Annotated in this window: 21 protein-coding genes; 11 read left to right on the top strand and 10 right to left on the bottom strand. The window is 53.8% G+C overall.

Annotation, left to right across the window (positions count from 1 at the left end):
- The first annotated feature begins 162 nt into the window (after nucleotides 1–162).
- A complete protein-coding gene (locus tag K6123_RS01635; protein WP_221793460.1) occupies nucleotides 163–1749 on the top strand; it encodes a phosphoenolpyruvate carboxykinase in 1587 nt (528 codons plus the stop codon).
- A 169-nt stretch (nucleotides 1750–1918) separates the two neighbouring features.
- Nucleotides 1919–3424 (top strand): SPFH domain-containing protein, encoded by a 1506-nt coding sequence (locus K6123_RS01630; RefSeq protein WP_246624557.1) that lies wholly within the window; start codon nucleotides 1919–1921, stop codon nucleotides 3422–3424.
- Between the two features lie 51 nt (nucleotides 3425–3475).
- Here K6123_RS01630 and K6123_RS01625 read toward each other — a convergent pair whose 3' ends face one another.
- A complete protein-coding gene (locus tag K6123_RS01625; RefSeq protein ID WP_221793459.1) occupies nucleotides 3476–5260 on the bottom strand; it encodes an O-antigen ligase family protein in 1785 nt (594 codons plus the stop codon).
- Between the two features lie 202 nt (nucleotides 5261–5462).
- Here K6123_RS01625 and K6123_RS01620 point away from each other — a divergent pair, with 202 nt between their 5' ends.
- Nucleotides 5463–7835 carry a Tex family protein gene (locus tag K6123_RS01620; protein ID WP_221793458.1) on the top strand — a complete coding sequence of 791 codons (2373 nt, stop codon included), beginning with the start codon at nucleotides 5463–5465 and terminating at the stop codon, nucleotides 7833–7835.
- A 59-nt stretch (nucleotides 7836–7894) separates the two neighbouring features.
- Here K6123_RS01620 and K6123_RS01615 read toward each other — a convergent pair whose 3' ends face one another.
- From K6123_RS01615 to K6123_RS01605, 3 genes are read right to left on the bottom strand one after another with little or no spacing between them, the layout of a single operon-like run.
- Nucleotides 7895–8383, bottom strand: a complete 489-nt coding sequence (locus tag K6123_RS01615) for a tetratricopeptide repeat protein (RefSeq protein ID WP_221793457.1) — start codon at nucleotides 8381–8383, stop codon at nucleotides 7895–7897.
- A gap of 2 nt (nucleotides 8384–8385) precedes the next feature.
- Nucleotides 8386–9207, bottom strand: coding sequence for a hypothetical protein (locus K6123_RS01610; protein ID WP_221793456.1), 822 nt, complete (start codon nucleotides 9205–9207; stop codon nucleotides 8386–8388).
- Nucleotides 9200–10423, bottom strand: coding sequence for a LysM peptidoglycan-binding domain-containing protein (locus K6123_RS01605; protein ID WP_221793455.1), 1224 nt, complete (start codon nucleotides 10421–10423; stop codon nucleotides 9200–9202). Before K6123_RS01605 ends, K6123_RS01610 begins: the two co-directional genes overlap by 8 nt.
- 228 nt (nucleotides 10424–10651) lie before the next feature.
- Between K6123_RS01605 and gshA the strand changes: the two genes are divergently transcribed.
- Nucleotides 10652–12262, top strand: coding sequence for a glutamate--cysteine ligase (gshA, locus tag K6123_RS01600; RefSeq protein WP_246624556.1), 1611 nt, complete (start codon nucleotides 10652–10654; stop codon nucleotides 12260–12262).
- Between the two features lie 21 nt (nucleotides 12263–12283).
- Here gshA and K6123_RS01595 read toward each other — a convergent pair whose 3' ends face one another.
- On the bottom strand, nucleotides 12284–12697 hold the full coding sequence (locus K6123_RS01595; protein ID WP_221793453.1) for a flagellar basal body-associated FliL family protein: 414 nt from the start codon (nucleotides 12695–12697) through the stop codon (nucleotides 12284–12286).
- A 196-nt stretch (nucleotides 12698–12893) separates the two neighbouring features.
- On the opposite strand from K6123_RS01595, the gene K6123_RS01590 reads away from it, so the two are divergent.
- The 3 genes from K6123_RS01590 (at nucleotide 12894) to K6123_RS01580 (ending at nucleotide 15324) form a co-directional block, all read left to right on the top strand.
- Complete coding sequence (locus K6123_RS01590) at nucleotides 12894–13415, top strand: disulfide bond formation protein B (protein WP_221793452.1); 522 nt, start codon at nucleotides 12894–12896, stop codon at nucleotides 13413–13415.
- Nucleotides 13416–13593: 178 nt separating this feature from the next.
- A complete protein-coding gene (rsd, locus tag K6123_RS01585; protein WP_221793451.1) occupies nucleotides 13594–14070 on the top strand; it encodes a sigma D regulator in 477 nt (158 codons plus the stop codon).
- A gap of 285 nt (nucleotides 14071–14355) precedes the next feature.
- The gene (locus tag K6123_RS01580; RefSeq protein WP_221793450.1) at nucleotides 14356–15324 is read left to right on the top strand and encodes a WD40 repeat domain-containing protein; all 969 of its coding nucleotides are present in this window, start codon (nucleotides 14356–14358) and stop codon (nucleotides 15322–15324) included.
- A gap of 8 nt (nucleotides 15325–15332) precedes the next feature.
- Here K6123_RS01580 and K6123_RS01575 read toward each other — a convergent pair whose 3' ends face one another.
- On the bottom strand, nucleotides 15333–15770 hold the full coding sequence (locus K6123_RS01575) for a DUF4124 domain-containing protein (protein WP_221793449.1): 438 nt from the start codon (nucleotides 15768–15770) through the stop codon (nucleotides 15333–15335).
- A gap of 75 nt (nucleotides 15771–15845) precedes the next feature.
- Nucleotides 15846–17963, bottom strand: a complete 2118-nt coding sequence (locus K6123_RS01570; RefSeq protein WP_221793448.1) for a TonB-dependent siderophore receptor — start codon at nucleotides 17961–17963, stop codon at nucleotides 15846–15848.
- A gap of 320 nt (nucleotides 17964–18283) precedes the next feature.
- Here K6123_RS01570 and K6123_RS01565 point away from each other — a divergent pair, with 320 nt between their 5' ends.
- Nucleotides 18284–19015, top strand: a complete 732-nt coding sequence (locus K6123_RS01565; RefSeq protein ID WP_221793447.1) for a ParA family protein — start codon at nucleotides 18284–18286, stop codon at nucleotides 19013–19015.
- Here the strand turns inward: K6123_RS01565 and K6123_RS01560 are convergent.
- Nucleotides 19012–19581 carry a TIGR02444 family protein gene (locus K6123_RS01560; RefSeq protein ID WP_221793446.1) on the bottom strand — a complete coding sequence of 190 codons (570 nt, stop codon included), beginning with the start codon at nucleotides 19579–19581 and terminating at the stop codon, nucleotides 19012–19014. The two genes, K6123_RS01565 and K6123_RS01560, sit on opposite strands and share 4 nt — an antisense overlap.
- Before the next feature lie 27 nt (nucleotides 19582–19608).
- Here K6123_RS01560 and K6123_RS01555 point away from each other — a divergent pair, with 27 nt between their 5' ends.
- A complete protein-coding gene (locus K6123_RS01555; protein WP_221793445.1) occupies nucleotides 19609–21516 on the top strand; it encodes an ATP-binding cassette domain-containing protein in 1908 nt (635 codons plus the stop codon).
- A gap of 87 nt (nucleotides 21517–21603) precedes the next feature.
- Nucleotides 21604–22782, top strand: a complete 1179-nt coding sequence (locus K6123_RS01550) for a PepSY-associated TM helix domain-containing protein (protein WP_221793444.1) — start codon at nucleotides 21604–21606, stop codon at nucleotides 22780–22782.
- A gap of 6 nt (nucleotides 22783–22788) precedes the next feature.
- Here the strand turns inward: K6123_RS01550 and glmU are convergent, their stop codons facing one another.
- Both glmU and K6123_RS01540 read right to left on the bottom strand, forming a co-directional pair.
- Nucleotides 22789–24195 (bottom strand): bifunctional UDP-N-acetylglucosamine diphosphorylase/glucosamine-1-phosphate N-acetyltransferase GlmU, encoded by a 1407-nt coding sequence (gene glmU, locus K6123_RS01545; protein ID WP_221793443.1) that lies wholly within the window; start codon nucleotides 24193–24195, stop codon nucleotides 22789–22791.
- A 114-nt stretch (nucleotides 24196–24309) separates the two neighbouring features.
- Nucleotides 24310–25308, bottom strand: coding sequence for a metal ABC transporter solute-binding protein, Zn/Mn family (locus K6123_RS01540; protein ID WP_221793442.1), 999 nt, complete (start codon nucleotides 25306–25308; stop codon nucleotides 24310–24312).
- A gap of 55 nt (nucleotides 25309–25363) precedes the next feature.
- Between K6123_RS01540 and K6123_RS01535 the strand changes: the two genes are divergently transcribed.
- Nucleotides 25364–25849, top strand: coding sequence for a Fur family transcriptional regulator (locus K6123_RS01535; protein WP_221793441.1), 486 nt, complete (start codon nucleotides 25364–25366; stop codon nucleotides 25847–25849).

Raw genomic sequence — 25849 nt, 5'->3', positions numbered from 1 at the left:
AACCCGCTCCACCACAGGCCCGGGATAGAGCGCTGTTATGCGGGTTATTAATCTGACCAATGGCCAGGTACTTAGCGCAGGCATGTTTTTCTGGCATACTTGCTCGCCTTTCAGCACAAACACTGCCCGCAAGCATACGGGTAGAAGAAGAAACGACTGGTAATGGCTCAAAAGGCCACCGCAACTGCGAGGACCCTCCTGGGTATCGATATGACCACTGTATACACGGATTTATCTACGCCTTTCCTGGTAGAACAAGCTATCGCTCGTGGCGAAGGCCAACTGCAAGACAACGGCGCTCTGGTAGTAAAAACCGGCGTACGTACTGGCCGCTCACCGATGGACAAGTTCATCGTTGAAGAGCCAAGCAGCAAAGACGCCATCGACTGGAACAACATCAACCGCCCGTTCGATGCCGACAAGTTTGATGCCCTGTGGGACCGCGTAGAAGAGTATCTGTCCCAGCATGACAGCTTTGTATCCCATGTACATGTTGGCTCTGACCCGCAGCACTACCTGCCAGTCAAAATGACCACCCAGACTGCCTGGCAGAACCTGTTTGGTCGCAACCTGTTCATCCTGCCAGAAAGCTACAACCCGTCTGACAAGGAAGAATGGCAAATTCTGAACGTGGCTGGTTTCGAATGTGTGCCTGAACGCGACGGCACCAACTCTGAAGGCTGCGTTATTGTTAACTTTGCCCAGCGCAAGGTACTGATCGCTGGTATGCGTTACGCCGGTGAGATGAAGAAAGCCATGTTCGGCGTGCAGAACTTCCTGCTGCCAGAAAAAGACGTACTGCCAATGCACTGCTCCGCCAACGTTGGCGAAGACGGTGATGTATGTCTGTTCTTCGGCCTGTCCGGTACCGGTAAAACCACCCTGTCTGCTGACCCTGAACGTTACCTGATTGGTGATGACGAGCACGGCTGGGGCAAAGGCACCGTATTCAACATCGAAGGTGGCTGCTACGCCAAAACCATCGACCTGTCACAGAAGAACGAACCGATCATCTGGGACGCGATCAAGTTCGGCGCCATCGTTGAAAACGTGGTGATCGACGAAGCCACTCGCAAAGCCGATTACACCGATACCAGCCTGACCGAAAACGGTCGTTGTGCCTACCCGCTGACGCACGTTGAGAAGCGCGTTGAAGCCAACATGGCTGGCGAACCCAAAGCCGTTATCTTCCTGACCTGTGACATGACCGGCGTACTGCCACCAGTGTCCATCCTGACCCAGGAACAGGCTGCCTACCACTTCCTGTCTGGCTACACCGCACTGGTTGGCTCGACTGAAATGGGCGGCGTGAAAGGTCTGAAGTCGACCTTCTCTACCTGTTTTGGTGCGCCATTCTTCCCACGTCCAGCAGGCGAATACGCCGAACTGCTGATCAAGCGTGTGAAAGAATTCGACTCTCAGGTTTACCTGGTCAACACTGGCTGGACCGGTGGTCCAAACGGTGCAGGCGGTGAACGTTTCAGCATTCCGGTTACCCGCGCTGTGATCGCTGCGATCCAGACCGGCAAACTGCGTGGCGTTGAAACCGAAACTGTTCCGGTATTTGGTCTGCAGGTTCCAACTACCTTGGAAGGCGTTGACAGCAAACTGCTGAACCCACGTGCGGCCTGGGCAGATCAGGACAAGTACGACACCGCAGCACAACAACTGGCCTCCCAGTTCATCGAAAACTTCAAGAAGTACGATGTCTCTGACGCCATTCTGGCTGCTGGTCCACAGCTCGGCTAATTCGCCACTGCTGTTGTGACCCGAGAAAAAACCGCCGTCCGCAAGGACCGGCGGTTTTTTTGTATCTGGAACCAGCAAATCTGTTCTGAGTCACACCGCTGACTTGATCCCCTGCGTATGATCCCGCCTCCAAAATACCAATAACTAACGACCATGCAGGGAGAAAATCATGGCCTTCTGGGGAATATTTGCCGGTATCATCTGTATTGTGGCAATCATTGGACTGGGCGTTATCCGTTCGTCACAGAAAATGAAGCTGGAGCGTATACGCAGTGAGCTGGAAAGCCAGGGGAAAAACGGCGCAGAAATTAATGAACGTCTAGACAGCATCGGCTACCACATTCCCGCTCAACTAACGCCTGTATTAATTGGTGCTGCGGTACTGTCCTTTATGTTGGGCGCTTTTAATCAGATTTTTTTCTACGCTGAACCCGGCTACATCTATCACGTTCGCACCATTACCGGTGAGGAAAAGGTGGTATCCGACGTCGGTTACAACGTCTATCTATTTGGTCGCTACAACGCCTGGAAACGCTCCATGACTGTACAGGCGTTAGCTGGTCGTTCCGAAACTCTGGATGCTGAAAGTGATCGCACCGATGCCAGTGCCACACTGCCACCACTGAACATCATGTTTCTCGATCAGGTCGATGCTGATGCCGAAGCAACCGTACGTTTTTCAATCCCCGAAGACGAAGAAAACTTCCTGCGCCTGACCCACGAATACCGCTCTCCCACCAACCTGCTGCGCACTGCACTGATGCCAGCGTTCAAGGAAACCCTGCAGGCTACCGCCTCATTGATGAGCGCCGAAGAGTATTACTCTGGCAGCCGTTCCGAATTCAACACCGAGTTTGAGAACCAGATGAACAGTGGCATTTATATCGTCCGCCGGGAAGAAGTCATGAAGCCAACCGGGCGTAAGGTCAAGTCCACCGCCAACGCTGCACTGGGCGAGCATCAGGAGGACTATGGTGACGAGACCAAGGTCACCTTCGAAGTGAACAAGGTCCGTAACGACGACGGCCAACCGCTGCGCAAGGTGCAGAAATTCACCAATTTTGGCATCGCCGTGCTGGATGCCCGCGTCACCGACATGCGCCCCAACAGCAAGTTTGTTGAACGTATGCAGCTGAAACAAAAGGCCTCCGCAGACCGCGCGATTGCCCGTGAACAACGGATTCAGGAAGAGGAGCAGCGGCTGCTGGCCATCGCCAAGGGCGAACGCGAAGTCGCCGAGCGCCAGGCCCAGGCCAAGGTTGAACAAATTCAGCGCACCACCGAAGCCGAGACCGAAAAACAGCTAGCTCTGACCAATGCCCAGAAACTCAGGGAGCAGGCAGAAATCGCCAAGGAAACGGCCCAGATCGAACTGGAAAAAGCCCGCATCGAAGCCGAAACCCAGCGCACCCTGGCAGACGCTGAGGCTTACCAGAAAGAAGTGATTCTGAAAGCGGATAACGCCCTTGCCCAGAAGCTCCAGGCCGAAATCGACATCCAGAAAACCTGGGCGGATGCCTTCGCCCGCCGCGCGGTCCCCACCAACGTCTTTGGTGGTGGCAACGGCTCCGGAGCACCGACCGGTTCCGATACCGAGGTCAAGGCCTTTATGCAGTTGCTGACGCTTGATGCCGCCAAACGCCTGAGCTACAGCCGCGAAATCAACACTAAATAAGCCAGTCAGGGCCTGGAAAGGATATCCAGGTCCGTTTTACCGCTATGACAATTAATCGGCAAAATGCACTGGATGCTGGCGAAACCATCGGCCCAGAATAATTTTATCCTCTATCGCATCCAGTTCAGCACGACACCTGTCGTCATCTTCCATAATCCCAGCCTCATTACAGAGCCGTCGTGTACTGAGATGGATGTCCAATATCGGCTTGTCTTGCCATGCTTTATCCAGCCATGTCTTAAACAAAGATTCTTGCCCCTGTTCTTTCCAATACAAAGCAACTCTGACATCAGCAAGATAGCTATAGTATTCAACATAGCGGGATAACCATATCTGAGTTTCCAGATAGTCCAAGTCAACTTTTTCCAAATTTTCTGGATTTCCACTCCACCACCAAAATCCTGATAAAGAGTAATGATTATCCATTAACCATAAAACATCGCTTTTTGATATTCCCTGACCCCTTCTCATTTTTTCGTTGATATAAAGAGCATTTCCTGCTTGAAAATTCACAAACAAAACTGATGATAAAAAAACTGCCAAAATCCATCTAAAAGGCATTTTAATGACTAGATGATCATTCAATAAATGGGAATAATTTGCACATATAACAGCCATCATAACCGTTACCATCACCATATCTAATGGTTCATAGAAAGTCGTCGCAACCAGACCGTGTAGCATAAAAACGCCATAACCTACTGCCCAGAATCCTGCTGCAGTCAGATCATATTTCTGACTTTCGTTAAAAATAATAACTAATGCTTTAAATGAGATCCATAACAATAAATAAAAAGCAACCAAACCAACTGGCCACCCCCAATCCATTACAAATTGCAGAAGAGTATTATGAGGTGTTTGTCCATATAGGAATGGGTCTTGATAAACATAAGTATCAGCACCATAGCCAACCCATGGACTGTTGAGTGATCTATCCCAAACAGCCTTCCACATAACGTTTCGACCACTACTATTAACAAACTCTCCCTCTCCAGTTGTCTGACCAAAAGCCATAAACATTCTCCAAATACCAGGCCAATGAGGGGTGCCGGGCGTACGGAACTCAGGAGCCATTGCAATAACAGTCAAAACAGCCGTGGCAATAGGTACTGACAGTCGAACCGCATAACCCGGCAATTTTCTGCACATCCAGAAAAGAACTATTACCGCCATAGTGGAAGCAATGACTGATGCCCGACCGGAACTAAACAAAAGAGCGACAGTAGAAATAAAAACGCCAACAGCTCCTGATATACGCCAACGCCAGCCAGGTCTCGCTAAAAGATAGCTCCCTAACACCAATCCAACACTTGCCATATCACCGACATGTCGAACATGCAGATAATTCCGCCACCCTTGTACCCAATCATTATCGTTTGGAGCCTCCAACATTAACCACAATGACAACTCATCTAGCATGGTAATTATAAATGCCAGCAATACCAAAATAGAAAGTCCATTCAGCAATCGATCATCTGATTTCAGACAACGGGAAAGCAGCCATACATTAATTATACTTATGAATACCTCTGCCTGTCTGAATAGAGCTCGAAATGGGAAGTCCGATGTAATAACCGAAACAAGTCCGCCAACAACAACTAAAAACACTCCAATTCCAATCATATTCCGAATTTTCAACGAAATAAGTTCCGGTTGAAAAGCGGAGAGATATAATAAAGCAATAACTGCAAGTACCGATTGAATAAATATCATCACATATCGATACTCAGGAACATAATACATATCCCAAATCATTGGGCTAATAATTGCTAGCCCAGGCAAAAAAGCCAAGATAGCTAACACAATATTTCCTAGTGTTGGTAACGAATGACTCATACATCTATCCCTGCGAAGACACAGCTGCAGATTTTGACACAGATTTTCCACTGCAAGACAAAATAATCAGGCAAAAACTAACTCCTACGTACGATATCACGTCACAGGCTTTCATTAACCGTTATACTCGGACGCAGTTATCGTCAGGCCCAGCTGCCGACACCGAGTCACCCAGAAGTTACTGAAGACGGATTCCCTTTCTATGCTGCTTGAATCGATAGGCCAACGTCTGGCCGAAGAACTGAACATTCGCCCCCAACAGGTAGCCGCTGCGGTTGCGCTGCTGGATGAAGGGGCCACGGTTCCCTTTATTTCCCGCTACCGTAAGGAAGTGACCGGCTCACTCGACGATACCCAGCTGCGTACCCTGGATGAGCGGCTGCGTTATCTACGCGAAATGGAAGACCGTCGCGACACCATTCTCAAGAGCATTGATGAGCAAGGCAAACTAACCGCCGAGCTGAAGCGTGACATTCTCACTGCCGACACCAAAACCCGTCTTGAAGACCTCTATTTGCCGTACAAGAAGAAGCGTCGTACCAAGGGCCAGATCGCTATTGAAGCGGGCCTGGAGCCATTGGCCGATCGGCTGCTGGAAAATCCGGATCTGAATCCGGAAACCGAAGCCGCTGCCTTCATCAACGCAGAAAAAGAAGTCAGCGACACCAAGGCAGCGCTCGATGGCGCCAAGTACATCCTGATGGAACGTTTTGCCGAAGATGCCAACCTGCTGGCCAAGCTGCGTCAATTCCTCAAACAGGAAGCGACCCTGTCAGTCCGAGTCGTGCCCGGCAAGGAAAACGACGGCAGCAAGTTTGCCGACTATTTTGAGCACGACGAAGCGCTCAAAAACGTCCCCAGCCACCGCGCGCTGGCGATTCTGCGAGGCCGTAACGAAGGCGTACTGTCCTTCTCGCTGCTGACCCAGGCCGAGCTGGAAGACAAGCTCGCCGGCAGCCCCTGTGAAGCCACCATCGCTGAGCATTTCCAGATCAGCAATCAGGGCCGTGGCGCTGACCGCTGGCTGGCCGAAGTGGTGAAGTGGACCTGGCGCATCAAGTTGTTGACCCATCTGGAAACCGAACTGGTTGGCAGCCTGCGGGAAACCGCCGAAGAAGACGCCATCAAGGTGTTTGCCGACAACCTCAAGGATCTGCTGCTGGCGGCGCCAGCCGGAGCCAAGGTCACCATGGGTCTCGACCCCGGTCTGCGTACCGGTGTGAAAGTTGCGGTGGTCGACACCACCGGCAAGGTGGTCGACTACAACACCATTTATTGCACCCCGCCACAGAATCGTTTTGCAGAATCCGAAGCCGTGCTGATGGCCATGATTGCCAAACACGGTGTGCAGCTGATCGCCATTGGTAACGGTACCGGTTCGCGTGAAACCGACAAGTTCGTTGGCGACATGCTGAAGAAGATCAACCCGCAGCTGGATGCCAGCCAGAAAGTCCAGAAAGTGATGGTCAACGAAGCTGGCGCGTCGGTGTATTCCGCTTCCGAGCTGGCAGCGAAAGAATTCCCGGATCTCGACGTCACCATTCGTGGTGCGGTTTCCATCGCCCGCCGTCTGCAAGACCCGCTGGCCGAGCTGGTGAAAATCGAGCCCAAATCCATTGGTGTGGGCCAATACCAGCACGATGTTAACCAGAGCCAGCTGGCGCGCTCGCTGGATGCTGTGGTGGAAGACTGTGTGAACTCGGTGGGGGTCGATCTGAATACCGCCTCGGTACCACTGCTGAGCCGCATTTCCGGTCTCAACAGCACGCTGGCCAACAATATTGTTGCCTTCCGCGATGCCAACGGCCGTTTCAACAGCCGTGATGATCTCAAGCAGGTGCCGCGTCTGGGCGCCAAAACCTTCGAACAGGCGGCTGGTTTCCTGCGCATTATGGATGGCAATAACCCGCTTGATGCCTCTGCGGTGCACCCGGAATCCTACGCCGTAGTGAAAAACATTGCGGCGGAATCCGGCCGTGACATCGCCAGCCTGGTCGGTGACCGCAACCTGCTGAAAGCGGTCAACGCGGAAAAATTTGCGACCGAGACAACCGGTGTGATCACCATCCGGGACATTCTCGCCGAGCTGGAAAAACCGGGCCGCGATCCGCGTCCGGAGTTCAAGTTCGCCGAATTCCAGGAAGGTGTGGAAAAGATCTCCGACCTCAAGCCCAACATGGTGCTGGAAGGTGTGATCACCAACGTTGCCGCCTTTGGTGCCTTCGTCGACATCGGCGTGCATCAGGATGGTCTGGTGCATATCTCGGCACTGTCCGACAGCTTTGTGAAAGACCCGCGTGATGTCGTCAAGGCCGGCGATATCGTCAAGGTCAAGGTGATGGAAGTCGATGTGCCACGCCAGCGTATCGGCCTGTCGATGCGCATGAGTGACGATGCCAATGCCCTCGCAGCCGACAAGCTCGCCGGAGGTGACAAGCGCAGCCAGTCCCGTCGTGGTAATGGCGGCAACGGCAGCCAGCGTAACCAGACGTCGTTTGGTGACAAACAGCCACAGGGCCAGGGTGCCATGGCCGGCGCGCTGGCAGCGGCTTTTGCCAACGCCAAAAAGAAGTAAATAAAGAAACCGGCGTCTGAAAACAAAGACCCCTGATTAATGCATCAGAGGTCTTTGTGTTACATTGCAGCTGAAAACGTCCGAATAGTATTCATCGTTTGTTTCGCCAGCTCGCTGTCCGGAAACTCCTGTAACGCTCGTTCGAAGGCAACAATCGCCTCCTTCCCACGCCCCATCTGAACCAAACAGCTGCCGATATTCACCAGTGCCAGCTCCCGGTAGCAGGGCTTACTACAGGAAAGCAGAAACAGATATCGCCCTTTGTCGATCCAAAGATGTCGACTGAAAAAGTCGTAGCTATCCTGAAAGTGCTGCATCGCCTGCTCAAAATTCTCGGCATGAGCCGCCGCCGACATTCCCGCCCGATGATGCCTTGCTACACCCCGCCTCAACACCAGGTACAAGGCAAAATAGGCAACAAATGACCAGGTGAAGGCGTCGCTCACCTGCAACCAGCTAAACAACACCTCAAAGCCAATCATCACGCCCAGATGGATAAACAATGTGTACCACACCACCTGTTGTGTGGTTGGCTTGCTGGAAAACATGGCTAGCCTGCGTCTATCTTGTCGAAAAAGGGTTGGAATTCCTTATCAAAATCAAGGTAGACCTGTTTGAAATACAAATACTTCTTTTTGATTTCCGGGTACTGGTTTATCAGCTCAGACATATGTTCAGGCTCAGTAAAAACCAGCCTGGCATATTCGTTGAAGTCGTTTTCAACACCAGTCGTGCCATAACCAGAGACAAGACCTTGTTGGTAATAGAACTCTGCAGATTCAGATTTGACGTTGCCAGCAATAAACTCTGATGTATAAAAAAAATCTTTCGCAGATGGGTATTCAAACCCAGAGGGCTCCAGGTTTCTCCAGACTTTCACATCAAAGTGACTTGAGTGCACAACGAATGAACTCAACTCATGATGAAATGTTCCCCGGATAAAGAGATCGCTATATAATCCCCCTTCTCCGTTTTCACTACTGATTGTTATGGATTGTTCGGATTCATCATAGGTTCCCGCGGCAATAACATCACCAGATCGAAGCACTCTGGTAAATACAATTTTCTTTAGTACAGATGCAGTAGAATCTGGCAATAACTCCAGATCCTTTCCGACCACTCGACATAATCGGTACATTCGATAATCATCAATGTCACTCTCCTTTTCATTCGATGAAAAGGAGCCTTTATTAATGAACTCGATACTTTCTTTGAATCGGCTATCACAGGGGCTTTTTTCTGATGAATAGTTCACCTTTATAACATCAATAAGACCATACCCTTTGAAAATTACAAAATATCTATCAAAAGCCCCAAGACCAATCAAAAAAAGTAATCCAAACAGCATCAAAATAAATAAATTTCTAATCATTTATCAAATCAACTTGGTCATCTGACATTGCCATAGCTGGAGTCGCTATACCGACCCCCAAACCAAGCCACTTCAATGCACTCAAAATATTTTCTCTGACAGCTATGTTGATTTTTTCGGCCTGAATAAATGCTTTGTAAAGAATTCGACCTACCGGCCCTCTTCCAAGCTTGTAGGCCAAGGTCACCAGCCTTGCTGCTGTAGCAATTGCGACGATGTCATCAGCAAACCCAAGCCCAGGTATAATGATATCTGTCAGTATTGCTACACCAATAATCGCACCAGCCTGAAGAACCAGAGTTCCAGCTTTGGCGAGATCAGCAAGTTCAGACTCCAGTTGGGCTTTCTCATCATTATGGCTCTGTGAGTTTCTATTTCTGAAGTTTTCTTTTTCTATTTCAACTGATATTGTAATTGTTTCTTCAGTTGCAACATTATTAATAAATTCCTTTCGGGTTTTGAATGATGCACTGCCTTTAATTCCTACATTCCCCCACAAATCCGTGGTAGTTTCTACCTTTATCGTAGTGTTTTCATTTACAAAATGTGTAGACAATCCATTACTCAAAGTAATTCCTTTAGGCTTTCCACTGCTATCCGTATCAATTTTAAAAGATGTATCGTTCACCAGTTTTCCAACTACGGTTTCTGCTTCTCTACTTGCTGATAATTTGATACTTCCAGAGTCGCTAATTGCAGCCTGAAAGTCTGGGGTAAAGGTAGTTCTCACCAAAACCTTACCATCAATAGTCACTTTGATAACCAAGCCACCGCGTCTTATGTCAGGATATTGTATTTTCCCCAAATCGACTTCTACAGCTGGAGCTGCCAATACTGACGCCTTCTTCCTCGCCATTGGCTCGCCACCCTTTGGTGGAGCTGGTTGGGTACAGCGCATACGATCGATCTGTCTGCTTTCCTGAACGCCTTTACCAGAATGTTCTCGACGGTTGGCGATAATTGCGTCCCGTACCTTCAGCATCTTGTTGCGATCCACCGCCTTGGCCTTATTGGCCGCCGGAATCACGAGTTTTTGGCCTACCAGAATCAGGTCCGGATCAACAATCACTGTGCCTGTCTCGCACACGACCCGAGGCTGGTTGTTGTAATTGAAGATCACCGGCCACAAGGTCGGGTCTTGGTAGAAGCGTTGGGACAAATCCCAGAGGCAGTCGCCCTTTTTAACCGTGTAATGTATGTTCTTGTCAGCTTGCATGATGCGATCCCTGCACAGTGGTTGGAAATTGCCGCAAGTCTCCAGTCGCTGTGCCGACATTTCCGGTAAGTGATCACAATTCGGCCAGTCTCGACAAGACTTTATCCCCCGATGAGACCTGTGTGGCGCTTTGGAAAAGAGATTTTCCATGCCGCGGAGTCACTGCCGTACTACCAACTGCAAGTTTCTTTTATACTCCGCCAACATTTGTCCGGAATAGAGACGATCTTGGCTACTACAGAATCCACCAAAGCGTTCAGGAATGGTGCCTATCAGCAGGCGCTGGATTTGCTCGGCAATGCAGACGTCGCCGCGGCTCTGACCCATTTGCAACGGGGTATCGAAAAGGAAGGCTTGCGCTGTTCCAACGACGGTGTGATCAGTCAGAAGCCGCACCCGAAAGGTCTGGGTTCGACCCTGACGCATCCGAGCATTACCACCGACTATTCCGAAGCCCTGCTGGAATTCATCACCCCGGTATACGGCAGTGCTCATGAAGCCATTGCCAGCCTGGAGGTCGCTCACCGGTTTGCCTTCAGTCAAATGGAAGCCGAGCTGATCTGGCCCAACTCCATGCCTTGCACCCTGCAAGGTGAGCTGAGCGTACCGATTGCGGAATACGGCAGTTCCAATGTTGGTCGTCTGAAGCACGTTTATCGCCACGGTTTGTGGCACAGATACGGCCGTATCATGCAGTGCATCGCCGGTATTCATTACAACTTCTCGGTGCCAGACGAACTGTGGCAGTCGCTGAAGCAGCTTGATGATGTGCCGGGCGAATCGATGCAGAGTTTTGTATCCCGTCGTTATTTCGGTCTGATCCGTAACTTCCGTCGCTATTCCTGGCTGTTGCTATATCTGTTTGGTGCCTCACCCGCGGTCAGCCGCAGCTTTCTGGAAGGCAAACAGCACGACCTTCAAGCCCTGCATAAAGACACCCTTTTTGCGCCTTACGCGACTTCACTGCGGATGAGTGATCTGGGTTACCAGAACAATGCCCAGTCGGATCTACGAGTGTGTTACAACAGCGTTGATGACTATGTTCGGACGCTCGGTGAAGCCATCGCGGTCAAGGTGCCGGAATACGAACAAATGGGTGTACAGGACAGCGACGGCACCTATCTGCAGCTCAACACCAACCTGCTGCAGATCGAAAACGAGTTCTACAGCGATGTTCGTCCCAAGCGGGTGGCGCGCAATGGTGAGAAACCACTGCAGGCGCTGGATCAGTTTGGTGTCGAATACATTGAAGTGCGCTGTACCGACCTCAACCCTTACATGCCGGTCGGTATCGACGTTGAACAGAGCACCTTTATGGATCTGTTCCTGGTCTACTGTCTGCTGAAGTCCAGTGCGCCGATTGAAGAGGCCGAGTTCAACTGCCTGCGCAAGAACCTCAGCAAAACCGTGATGCGCGGCCGTGAACCGGGCCTGACACTCAACCGTTGTGGTGGCTGTGGTCGTGCCGACAGCACATTGCAAGCCTGGGGCCTGGAGTTACTCGACGACATGACCGATCTGGCCCGCCTGATGGATAACGCCAACCATCACAGCTTCCATATCGACTCGCTCAACCAGCAACGTCTGAAGCTGATCAGTCCGGAGCTGACACCGTCCGCCCGTATCCTCAAAACCCTGCAGGAAAGCGGCATGGAATTCAGCCAGTTCACACTGGAACAGGCTCGCCAGCACCGCAAGACGTTGTCACAACCGCTGTTGGGTGATGTAGCCAAACACTGGAAAGACAAGGCCCAGCGCTCACTGGATCAACAGGCAGCGCTGGAAGCCGGTGACACCCTGCCATTCGACCAGTATCTGGCCGAATATCTGGTGCGTTAGAAATGCCATTTGTGGTGCAGATCAGTTCTGCACCACAAAAGTGTTGAAAAACAAGTCATCGACATAGGCCATGCCTTCCAGCCGCACCATGGTCTGACGCACGGCCTCCAGCGCCTGCTTGCGGATCATCTCCCGTCCCTGCGATGTATTCACGGTTTCCGGTTCCTGCGCGCTGAGCATAAACACCAACGCGTTACGCAACGACGGCTTGTGCTGGCTGACCTTGGCAGCCGCATCGGCAGAGCCCACCAGCAAGGCAATTTCCGTCCGCAGGTAACGCATCCGTCCTTCACTGCCGAAGTTAATCACAAAGGCAGGTTCAAAATAGATGTACTGCACCCCGGAAGCCGCCGCGCCTCCCTCTTCACCCCAGCTTCTGGCTGCCCCCGCCAGGGCACTGAACATCACCAGAAAAATTGCGACCTTGCGGAACATAACCGACTCCCGATTGACTTAAGCTGACTGCCTCAACGGCTGATCTATCAAGCTTAGCAGGCGCAGGCCAGCTGTCCTGGCGGAAGAGTTTTTCTTACACAGGTACAGTCGCCGTAACATCGCAGTGAAACGGCTGTGATAGACTCGAAACCAGTAACCCATTCATATCTCACGGAACCAGAATCAGGGAAATTTCATGAGCCCAACCCCGCTTCGCTGGCTGTATCTGGCTGGATTCTTTATCTGCGCTGCCTTGCTGGGCACCGCCTACTACTTTGAAATTGTTGAGTTTATGGAACCCTGCCCACTCTGTATGGCGCAGCGTTTCTTTGTCTTGCTGGTCGGAGTCTTCTGCCTGCTGGCATTCCTGTTCGACAAATTCCGCTGGCCCTCACGGCTGTTCCTCGGTCTTGGCACCGCCTCTGCGATCGGTGGCGCCTTCGTCTCCGACCACCACGTCTGGATCCAGAGCCTGCCACCGGAAGATGTGCCTGCCTGTGGTCCCAGCTTCGAATATCTGATGGAAACCCTGCCGCTCGATGCGCTGATTCAGATCATGCTGTCCGGCGACGGCAACTGCGCCGATATTTCCTGGATGTATCTGGGTATCAGTATGCCTGGCTGGATGCGGTTGATCTTTATTCTGTTTGCGCTGGTTGGCTTTGCAGCACTGGTATATACCTGGCGTCGCAGCAACCGCAAGCTGTCTTCCTGGTAAGCATAACCCGCCGGATTTTCAAGTCGAAAAAGCCCAAAAAGCCGCTTGCCTCGGGCTTTCAAGACGTCCTATATTGAAGCTGCAGACGGCCTGGAGGCCTGATTTCCGGGCCGTTTGGAGTGCTGAATGTCACTCCGGCAGTCTGCCAATACCCGCTGTGACATAACAGGAGAACACTATGCTTGAGAAGGTAAACACCGCCAGGGAACGCTGGGGTGGCGTCCATAACATGGTCGATTCCTGGTTGTCTGACCGCCAGGGTCTGATCGTAAAATATTGTGCACTGTCAGCTGCCAAGCCACTGTCCGAAGAAGAAATCCCACTGGCGCAACTGGTGCAGGACTTCTGTCAGGTAATGATGGATTATTGCTCTGCTGGCCACTTTGAAATTTATCAACGACTGATGGATGAAGCCCGTGACTACGCTGACGGCAGCGTTGAATTTGCGGAAACCCTGGTACCACGGCTGGATGAACTGACCGGCTTGTGTGTCGATTTCAATGACAACTACGACCGCTTCTGCGATCTCGAACAACTGGCCAAACTGCCTGCTGAACTGTCACGCGTCGGCGAAGTGCTGGAAGAGCGTTTTGAACTGGAAGACCAGATGATCGAACGCCTGTACACCGCCCACCAGGAAACTGCCGCTGGCTGATTTCTATTCCTGAACTTCTGGCAGCCGACACCTCTGCTGCCAGCTGTCATTACTGGCTAACCCGCTTTCCCCTGCATCGTCTACACTGTTTTCAATCGAACGCCTGAACACCGCCCATCAGGAAACTGCCGCTGGCTGATTTCAACTCCTGAACTGGCAGCCGACACCTCTGCTGCCAGCTGTCATTACTGGCTAACCCCGCTTTCCCCTGCATCGTCTACACTGTTTTCAGAAGTGCTGAACACCACAGCCCGCCAAGAACACGCAATGCCGCAGGAGAATCGCATGCGCCTGGCTACCCTTAGCAAACTTTCGAGCCTGACCATCAGCAGCCTGCTGCTGACCGCTTGTCTGGGGTCGGCCGACCAGCCGGTAGCCAGTACCGAAGTCGCCCGTCAGGGTGTGTATTCCGCCACCTTCAGCCAGAACGGCCAATGGCTGATGGTTGGCAGCATTCACCACGGCGGCAGTTTGTGGTCACTGTGGCCTGCTGAACGCCATTTCGACTGGAGCCACAGCGCTGACGGCGATACCTCCATCATGGCCAGCGCCTTTTCCGCCGACCAGCGTTACGTCGCCACCGCCGACAACCGCACCATCGTGTTATGGCAACGCCAGACCGGTGAGGCTGCCAGCTTCTGGAATGCCCCTGGTGATATTCTCGACCTTGCCCTGACCGGTACCGGCCGTTACGCGGTACTGGCCATGCAGGACTACACGGCGACGATTTTTGATATCCAGAATGGCGGTATTTATCACCGTCTGCAGCATGATGGCAGCGTCTACGATGTGTCGATTGATGGCGCCGACAAGCTGGTCGCCAGCGGCAGTGACGACCTCACCGCTCGGGTCTGGTCACTTGAAACCGGTAAGGAATTATTACGGCTGCAACACGGCAATCAGGTTCGCACCGTGGAACTGAGCCGGGATGGCCGAACGCTGTTCAGCTCCGCCATGCGCGAGCCCGGAAAATTCTGGGACCCGCTCAGTGGCAAGCAGCTGGCCAGTATCGCCAAACCCTCTGGCCACTATTCCAGCGCCCGTTTTGATTACGATGGCAAGCTGTTGCTCACTGGCAGCAGCGATGGCTATGTGGCGCTCTGGCAAGTCAGTGATGGCAGTTTATTGCGGCAGTGGCAGCTGAATTCAGATTTCAGCTGGAACAAGATGCGGGTATTGGTCGAAGACGTCGCCTTTGCCAGCGACGGCTATTACGCCGTCGATACCAATGGCAAGTTGTATCAGCTGAAATAACGGCTGGGTTATTTCAACATCGAATCCAGCTGCTGGGTGCGCTCGTTTAGCAGTTTCTGAACTTTCTCAGCGTTTTCCAGCGCCTTGGCAGCCGCTTCCGGATTGAGGATCGCGTTGGTTGTGGGCGACACCGGTTCCGACTTGATCTCGGTTTTTTCCGGCTCCTTTTTGGCCACCTCGATGGGCCGCAACACATTGGCAGCGGTATCCACACTCACAGGCACCAGCGCGACGCCTTGCGGCGGTTCATCACCAAAGTGCCAGCTGCCATTGGCATCCTGCCATTTGTAGTAGGTCTGGCGGGTCTTTTCCGTCGACAGACCGGAGTCTTCAGCTGGCTGTATGGCAGAGATAGGCCCAGCACCACGTCCTTGCATCAAATAGGGAAATCCAAACGCCGCCACAACGATGACGACCAATAATATCCAGGTTTTGACCGATAACATCCCAAAACAGTCCTTTAGTTCCAGTGTCGCAACAGTCTATACCATAACTGACAAAAGAGGGATATTTCCGGACGGTCAAAAATCAAACTGGGCCGTCAGGGTTACCTTGGTCGGCTCACCCGGCCAGATCTTGGTATCACTACGACCGCCGGTGTAATACACCTCATTGGTCAGGTTGGCGACGTTAAGGGCGTATTTGCTGTACATACGCTCGTAATACATACCCAGCTGCATAATGGTATAGCCCGGCAGCCGGACCCGGTCTGAGCGGCTTTCATCGGTATAGCGTTGAGACTGATGCTGCAGACCAACGCTGCCACCAACAAAACCACCCCAGACCATGGCCGGATAGTTGTAACGACTCCACAACGACGCCGTATGCACAGGCGCAAAAGCTGGCGAGCTGTAGCTGGCGTCTGCATTGAGGGTCTCGGTCACCCGGGCGTTGATCCAGGCCCAGGCAGTTTGCAGCTGCCACTGGTCAGTAACCTGATACTGGCCATTAAACTCCACGCCGCGGCTGTGTACACGGCCGACCAGCTCATTCACGCCGTCGTTGTCTTCCACCACGTTATGTTTGGTGATGTCGAACCAGGCCAGCTGAACATTGAGGCGGCCATCCGGCGAGGCGTATTTGCTGCCCAGCTCATATTGCTCCGCCTGCTCCGGCTCCAGTTGATCGCCATTGGCGTCGTAGGTGCCGACGGTTTGAGGATCAAACGACTCGGCATAGCTGCTGTATAACGACCATTCATCGCTGGCCTGATACACCAGTCCACTGCTGTAATTGGTACTGCTGGTACGACTGGCCTCATGCTCGGTGTCGTCCTTGTCGAGGTAAAAGCTGCGATAGTCGCCTTGTTGCTGGTCGTAACGAGCGCCAACCACCAGCGTCCAGCGTTCTCCCAGCGACAGCTTGTCGAAGCCATAGACCCCAACATTGTAGAGCTTCCAGCGGCGCATACTGCCAGGGTTATAGGCCAGAATACGGCCTGTGTATTCAGGGTCGGCGATGTCGATTTCAGCACCCCGGCTGTCCCAGTCGAGACGGTCGTACTGGCGGTATTCATAACCGCCATTAAATCCCAGTAACAGTTGCTGGGGGATGGCACCATCCAGGTTCCAGCTCAGGTTGGCATCCAGAAAGTGATAGGCGCGCTTGTTGAGCTGATGGCGATTACGGCGCGTCAGCGTGCCCTCGTCCTGATTCACCGTGGTGTTTTCATAACGACGGTTTTCGTCTTCATGCAGAATGCTGCGCCATTTGACGTTAAAGCTGAGCGCGTCTGACAAGGTTTGTTGATAGGCCACTGCCAGACCGTAACCTTCATCCAGCTCGTAATCGCCTGGCTCCTGGTAATAGGTTTCGATCGAGGCGGCCGTGTCGATGTCATGATTGAGCACTGCCAGGCCCTGATCCGCACCACGCTTTTCATGGGTATATTCGAGCTGAACATCCAGTCGGCTGTTGGCCCACAAACGTGAAAACGACGGGTACAGATATTCGGTTTCGGTATCGACGCAATCCCGGAAGCTGTTGCTGCGTTCACCACCACCAATAATTCGGTAGAGATATTCTGCATCGTCATCCAGCGCGCCGGTGTAATCCACCGAGCCCTGATAGCCGCCTTTCTGCTGGTTAACGTAATTCTGGTACGACAGATCAACGGAGCCGTGTGAATCCGCTTCCGGCTTGCGGGTAACAATATTGACCAGCCCGCCCGGTTCCATCAGGCCATACAATACTGACGCCGGGCCTTTCAACACTTCAACCCGCTCAATATTGGCGGTTACCGGCGCGCCAAAACGGGACACCAGCCCCGGCAGGCCATCGACCTGGATATTTTGCAGATCCGCAGCCATTCCCCGAATGGTAAAGGAGTTGGCACCTTCACCGGAGCGGGATACACCGGCCAGATAGCCATAGGCAGTTTCCAGCGTGCTGGCCTTGAGATCTTCCAGCATGGCTGCGTTGATGGTGTTCTGACTGAACGGGGTTTGTAGCAGGTCCGAGTCCATTTTCATGGCGGTGGCAGCTTGCTGCTCGAACCAGGATTGCTGTTTGCCTACAACGACCAGCGTATCTTCAACATCCGCAGCCGCAGAAGTCTGCTCTCCGGCTGCTTCATCAGCCTGAACAGCCAGTGGCGCCGCCAACAATACAAGCACAGAAATATTGGCAGAAAAATGCATACAGCCCCCGAACCGGAAAAGGGCTGACATTACACATAATGATAATTACTATCAATTGCGTTTGATAAAATACTAAACAACAATGCCGTTGCAATCAGACAACAATGTCAGAAAACGGGTTGGATATGACTCATTTTTTTGCTGCTCCAGCACCTGATTCAACATCAATGTCCGGATTTATAAGGCAGATGAGAATCGCCGCCACGCATTTCGGATGGCTTGCAGCTAGACTGCATAAGGTCGGCCGACGGTTCAGACCTCGCCGAACGCATGATAAGCCGATTCGAATATGAGAATAACCGGAGAGCCTGAAGTAGATCATGTTGCATTCTGTGGAAGCTGAAGTGCGGGTCACCCGCCACGAACAGCCCTTCCGGGTATTGGTCGCCAACGCCAAGGGAGGCTGTGGAAAAACAACACTGGCAACCAATCTGGCCAGTTTTTACGCTGCCCGCGACTTCAATACTGCGCTGATCGACTATGACCCGCAGTCATCTGCCAGCGAGTGGCTGTCGGCTCGTGAAACCAGCCTGCCGTCCATTCATGGCGTTGTGGCCTGCAAGGCGACGCCGGGTCAGGTGACCCGCTCCTTTGACGTGCGGGTTCCCAGCGATACCCAACGCATTGTCATTGATACGCCAGCCGGGCTGACCGGCAACGCCCTCAGTGATCGTATTCGCCAGTGCGATGCGGTGCTGATTCCGGTATTGCCATCGGCGATTGATATTCGTGCCGCCACCGTGTTTATTCGCGACATCATGCTCAGCCACAGCTACCGCCAAACCAGTCGCTCAATTGCGGTGGTTGCCAATCGAACCCGCAGGAACACCCTGGTCTACAACAAACTGACGCTGTTTCTGCGCAGCCTGAAGATTCCGTTTATTACCTCGTTGCGGGATACCCAGGGGTATGTCAGAACCAGTGAAGTCGGTCAGGGAGTGGTGGATGATCCGGCCCGTGACGACCAGGATATGCGGCATTGGGAGCCACTGCTGCAATGGCTCGATGATGTTCATGCGACGGCAGAATTGCGCCGCAAACTGTCCCGTTAATCGTCGCTGGCAGCGTTGGTCGATGGTGTTTCTGGCTGGCGTGACTGCTCCACCACAAACGCCAGCAGGTTATCCACCAGCGCGTTGATACAGGCGGGTGACACATCAACGCCGTCCAGTACCAGTGCCTGCCGCAGGTTTTCCGTGACACTGACCCGCAGCGGCTCATCTTGCGGACACTCATCGGCAAACTCATCCAGCAAGCCGTGCAAACCGGCCATCGCCAGATGTTCGGCTTCCAGTTCGATATCCTTGACCCGCTCGCGGAATTCGCCACGAACGTCATCACGACCAGCCTTCGGCAGGGTCAGACGAATATGGCGTAACGGCACCACCACCGATTGGCGCCAGCTCAGATAGCCTTCCAGCGCGCTGTCGAACTCTTCGTCATCGGGCCAGGCGCCGTTATCGGTAGCCAGCCACAAGGCTCCCAACAACAGCAGCACGTCAGCACCCTGCTGCTGACACTCCAGCAATATGGTCTCGGCGTCTTCAAAAGGATAGAAGTCGAGAGCAAATTGCCACAGTGGGTTGTCCAGCGATTCTGTGGCACACTGCGCCGCCATTGCCGTTTCCTTTTGTAGTCGTCAAAAATGATCGAATTTAATCAGGTTTCCCTGCAAAGGGGTACGCAAACCCTACTTAAAAACGCTAGCCTTCGCATTCATGATGGCCAAAAACTGGCTTTGATCGGCCCCAATGGGGCTGGCAAATCAAGTTTGTTCGCGCTTTTGAACGGAGAACTCAGTGTAGACGGTGGTGATCTTGATATCCCGTCGAAATGGCGCAAGGCGCATATGGCGCAGGAAGTGATCGCCACTGAACGTTCAGCGCTCGACTACGCCATCGACGGCGACAAGACCTACCGCGAGATCGAAGCCGGGATTGCCAACGCCGCCAGCGATAACGAACTGGCGCAGTGGCTGGACCGCATGGATCACCACAAGGGTTACGAAGTACCGGTCAAGGCCGAACAGCTGCTGCACGGTCTGGGCTTCAGCCAGACTGACCTGCGCCGTTCGGTGAAAGACTTCTCCGGTGGCTGGCGGATTCGTCTGAATCTGGCCCAGGCGCTGATGATGCCGTCCGACCTGCTGCTGCTCGACGAACCAACCAACCACCTGGATCTCGAAGCAACCCTGTGGCTGGAAGGCTATTTGCGCAAATACCCCGGCACCCTGCTGTTTATTTCCCACGACCGCGATTTTATCGACGGCGTGGCCGACCATATCGTCCATCTGCACGAACAGCAGCTGACGCTGTATCCCGGCAACTACAGTGCCTACGAGCGTATTCGGGCGGAAAAACTGGCCCAGCAGCAAGTGCTGTTCGAAAAACAACAGACCCGTGTCGCCGAAATCGAAAAGTTTGTTACCCGCTTCAAGGCCAAGGCTTCGAAGGCCAAGCAGGCCCAGAGCCGTCTGAAAGAACTTGAGCGGATGGAGCTGATTGCCCCGGCTCACGTCGATTCACCGTTCCGGTTTGAATTTCCCTGCTACGAAAAGATGTCGAGCCCGCTGCTGACTCTGGATCAGGCCAATCTGGGCTACCAGCTTGCCGACGGCGACAGGATTCTGCTGCCGGGCGTGAACCTGTCGATTGTACCGGGCCACCGGATTGGCCTGCTGGGCCCCAACGGCGCCGGTAAATCGACCCTGCTGAAAACCCTGTGCGAAGAAATTCCGCTGTTGAGTGGCAAACGCACCCACGGCGAACACATTCGTCTCGGCTATTTTGCCCAGCACCAGCTTGAATCACTGGATACCTCAGCGTCCGGCATGCTGATTCTGCAGCGCCTCAAACCCAAGGCCAGCGATCAGGAAATCCGTAACTTTCTCGGTGGTTTTGGTTTCCACGGTGATCGCGCACTGGAAGTGATCGAGCCCTTCTCAGGTGGCGAAAAAGCCCGTCTGGCGCTGGCCTGCGTGGCCTGGATGAAGCCCAACCTGCTGATTCTCGACGAACCTACCAACCACCTCGACATCGAGATGCGTGAAGCCCTGACGCTGGCGCTGCAAAACTTCCCCGGCGCTATTCTGATCGTCAGCCACGACCGACACCTGCTGAAAGCCAGTGTCGACGAATACTGGCTGGTCGACCACGGCCAGGTAGCGCCGTTTGATGGCGACCTCGACGACTACCACCAGTATCTGAACAGCCGTGAGCAACAGGCTCAGACGGCTGACGGCTCTGGCTCAGAAACACCAGCAGCCAGCAACAGCGCCGCTGACCGCAAGGAACAGAAACGGCTGGAAGCCGAGCGCCGTCAACGGCTGGCACCGCTGCGCAAAAAGCAGCAAGCGGCTGAAAAACAAATGGAAACCCTGCAAGGCAAACTCGACAAGGTCGAGCAACAGCTTGGCGATGCCAGCATCTATGACGACAGCCGCAAGGACGATCTGAAAAAGCTGTTGGCCGAGCAAGGCACGCTGAAGAGCCAGCTGGAAGAAATCGAAATGGAATGGATGGATCTGACCGAGCAGCTGGAAGCGGCGGAATAAGCACCGGGCATCAGACCTTTCAGGCACGGTGACTGCGACAATTGGCCCGCTCGCAGCCACCGTCAGCTTCTTTATACTGACGCGTTTTTGGCTGATTACTGCCGTTTCATGCTGCCTCGTTTCTCCCGTTCACAACAACGTTCACTCTGGCTCAGGCTCCACCGCTGGCTCGGGCTGAGCGTCGCCCTGGTGTTTGTGCTGCTGGGTATCACCGGCAGTGTGCTGGTGTTCTATCTGGAAATTGACCAGCGGCTGAATCCACAACTGGCCGTCGATGCAGAATGTCAGCCACACAGTCTCGACGAGCAATTTGCCAGCCTGCAGCAAGCCCAGCCCGACCGTGTTGGCAGCTGGCGTCTCGAATTACCACTGTGGCCCCAACAGCCGCTCACCGCCCGCTATATGACCCCACATGAAACCCGTGGAGAAGCCTTTGCGCCATTAATGGTCGCGGTTAATCCCTGCACACTGGCAACTACCTCACGCTTGTGGGGGCACACCCTGATGACCTGGGTTTATCAGCTGCATCTGGAGTTATTGCTGGATCTACAGGGACGGCTAATCCTCGCCGTGGTGGCGCTGCTGCTACTGATCAGTCTGATTTCGGGAATCTGGTTATGGTGGCCACAACGCTGGAACAAGTGGCCGCAGGCATTGCGCTGGCGTCGCTCCAGCCACCCGCTGCGCAACAACTTGCAGCTGCACAATCTGGCAGCGCTCTACACACTGCCGGTCACGCTGGGGCTGCTGCTCACCGGCCTGATACTGGAACAGCCCGGCTGGTTTGATCCGCTGCTGAAAACCATCAGTCCGGCCAGCCCGCAGCCTGCCATGATCCAGACAGCCGCCGCTGATTCAGCAGTCAGCCGCCAACGGGCGTCACTGCAACAGGTAATGGCAACCGCCAGAGCAGCGCTGCCGGATGGTGAAATCCGCTGGATCTATACCCCCGCCGATGCCAACGCGGCCTATATGCTGCGCATCTATCGGCCAGGCGATATCAGCCATCGTTTTGCCAATCACAAAGTCTGGGTTGATCAGTATTCGGGGCAATTGCTGGCAGTGAAAACCATCGTAGCCCACAGTCATTCAGAGCGGTTTATGCAGTGGTTGCACCCGCTGCATAATGGTGAAGCTTTTGGTCTGCCCGGACGAATCGCCGTTGCGGTCTGCGGCCTGCTGCCGCTGCTGTTATTTATCACCGGCCTGCAACGCTGGCGGCAGAAACAACGCAGCCAGCGCGACCGCAAGGCGGCTGTCGGCTAGACCAGCTCAGGACTTTTTCTGTGGCCGTTGCCAGCCGTCGATATTGCGTTGTTTGCCACGGGCAACTGCCAGCTGATTGTCATCAACATCGTTGGTGATCACCGAACCAGCTCCCACTGTCACACCCTTGCCAACCGTGACCGGCGCCACCAGCGCAGTGTTGGAACCAATAAAGGCATTGTCGCCAATGCGAGTCAGCGACTTGTTCACACCGTCGTAATTACAGGTGATGGTACCGGCACCAATATTTACCTGTTCTCCAACTTCAGCGTCACCGATGTAGCTCAGGTGATTCACCTTGCTGCCAGCACCAATGCGGGCTTTCTTGATTTCACAGAAGTTGCCAACCCGCGCACCAGTGGCCAGATCGGCACCGGGACGCAAGCGGGCGTAAGGGCCAATGGCGCAGTTGCGGTCAACACTGGCGTCGTCGATATGGCTGTAGGCTTCGACACTGCTGCCAGCGGCAATTTCGCTGTTGCGGATCACACAGTAAGGGCCGACGCTGACGCCATTGCCAAGAATCACCTCACCTTCAAACACACAGCCAACATCAATCGACACATCAGAGCCGACGATCAACGAACCTCGCACGTCGATGCGGGCCGGGTCGGCCAGGGCAACCCCCAGGGTCATCAGTTCATCGGCCTGCTGACGCTGGTAAATACGCTCCAGCGCCGCCATTTGCAGACGATCATTGACGCCCTGCACTTCGTACTCCTGCTGCGGCTGGATTGCCTGTACGGTTTTGCCTTCCGCCACCGCCAGTGCAACGATATCGGTCAGGTAGTATTCACCCTGGGCGTTATCGGCCGACAGCAGCGGCAGCCAGCGATTCAGCGCAGCGGCTGAAACCGCCAGAATGCCGGTGTTCACTTCACGAATCTGGCGTTGCTGTTCGTTGGCATCCTTGTGCTCAACGATGGCTTGCACCTGACCGTCGGCGTTGCGAACAATCCGGCCGTAACCCGTTGGGTTGTCCAGCTCCACGGTCAGCAACGCCAGTGCATCGGCGGCGCCGGAATCGGTAAAGGTATGCGCCAGCAAACGATGCAGGGTATCGACTGTAATCAGCGGTACATCGCCGTACAGCACCAGTACCACTGCTTGCGGATCAACGTCTGGCAGCGCCTGCGCCACCGCATGACCCGTGCCTTTCTGCTCCTGCTGCAAGGCCCAGATCACATTGCCCCTGATCGCCTCGCGTACCTGTTCGGCACCGTGACCAATCACCACGTGCTGGCTGGCATCACCCAGCTGCACCGCGGTATCCAGCACATGCTGAAGCATCGGCTTGCCCGCCAGCTTGTGCAGTACTTTCGGCAGATCGGATTTCATGCGGGAACCCTTGCCAGCAGCGAGGGTAACAACGGCCAGATGTTCAGGTGTGTGGTGTTCGCGGGAGTGGGCCATGGCAGAGGGCAGTTCCATTACTGAATGTGGTGGTCACATTCTAACGACCTGACTATGAAGTTCCAGCGACTAAGTTCCAGCGACGCTTGCCAGACAAGCGCGCTGGTGTTCATCTCAGTGTTCGGCGTGATGATCTTCGTCGTGGTCTTCATCATGCTCTTTGTCATGGTCATCGTGGTGATCAGCATCCTCGCCCTCGTCTGCTGCGGCACCATGATGGTGATGATGCGGGTCTTCACCAGACTCGTACACCGTGCCGTCGAGCGCCGTTGCCGGTTTGTCGGCCACTGCCGTCAGACAGGTTTCAGCCCGTTGGGCCATGTCTTCCAGCATGCGTGGATAACCATCAGCAGCCAGCGCAATCTGCAACGCCATCGGATCCAACTCGGCACGGCCAACCTGAATGCCGTCAACCAGTCGATCAACCATCGCCGGAGAGAATTCCGGCTCGCTGAATACGCATACTACGTCGCCACGCTCCAGCTGCTGTCGCATGGTTTGCAGGGTACGCAAACCCGGCTTCTGTTCCGGGCTGAGGGTGAACGCCCCAACCTGGTTCAGCTGCATGGCTTCAACCCAGTGGTCATAGGCGCGGTGAAACACAAAAAAACCGCGCTGCTGTACCGGTGCCAGCAAATTTCGGGAATAATCCAGCGCTTGCTGCAAACGGGCATCAAAGGGCTGACTGTCCTTGCCCAGCAGGCTGGCCAGACGGTGTTGGGCCTGTTGCACTGCGGCCGGGTCAAACCACCAGTGTGGGTCGGTGTGGCGAACATCCTGGCCCGCCGAGACGTTAATCCAGTGTTTTTCTGGCCAGCGTTTGGAGAATCCCTGCAGATAAGGCTCACTTTCGGCGCCGGTCCAGATGATGACGTCGGCTTTCTGTATCATGTCGATATCAGACGGTCGCAAACTGAAGTCATGTGGTGTCATACCAGGCGGTACCAGCATCTTGAGTTGTGCCGTCGGCACCACAGAAGCAGCCATCAGTGCCAGCGGATGCAGTGACGCCACCACGACGGGATTCGTTTTGGCAGCCTGTTCAGCACTTGCGACAGTAGAGCCGAAGCCCAACAGTGCCAGCAAGAGCGTAAAAATAATCGATTTTTGCATTGTATCTCGAGCCGTCAGACATAGAATTGCAACAATATAACACAAGGCGTAAAACATGAGTCAGAATGTTTATGAACCGCACAACCATTCCCACTGTGTCGATCACGCCATCGATCGCGCCCGCAGTCTGTGCGAGCAACGTGGCGCCCGCTTGACCAAAGTGCGGTTGCGGGTTCTGGAACTGATCTGGCAAAGCCACAAGCCGATGGGCGCCTATGAGCTGCTGGCAATTCTGGCGCAGGAAGGCTTTAACCCGGCACCACCAACCGTTTATCGGGCGCTCGATTTCCTGCTCGATCTTGGGCTGGTGCATCGGCTCCATTCGCTCAACGCCTTTGTTGGCTGTAACCACCCGGAAGACCAGCATCCGGCCTGCTTTTTTGTTTGCGAACAATGCGGCAAGGCGCAGGAACTGGCAGCCGACAAGCTGCAGGCGCTGTCACGTCAGGTCGAAGAATTATTGGGTGTGACGGTTAATCACCAACTCACCGAGTTGTCCGGTATTTGTCCGGGCTGCAAACAAAAAGCGCTGGAGCAATAA

Origin of the sequence: Oceanobacter mangrovi (assembly GCF_019740315.1) — a bacterium.
Taxonomy (GTDB): Bacteria; Pseudomonadota; Gammaproteobacteria; order Pseudomonadales; family Oceanobacteraceae; genus Oceanobacter; species Oceanobacter mangrovi.
The sequence above is the reverse complement of the archived record's forward strand: the minus strand, read 5'-3'. Positions and strand labels throughout refer to the sequence as shown.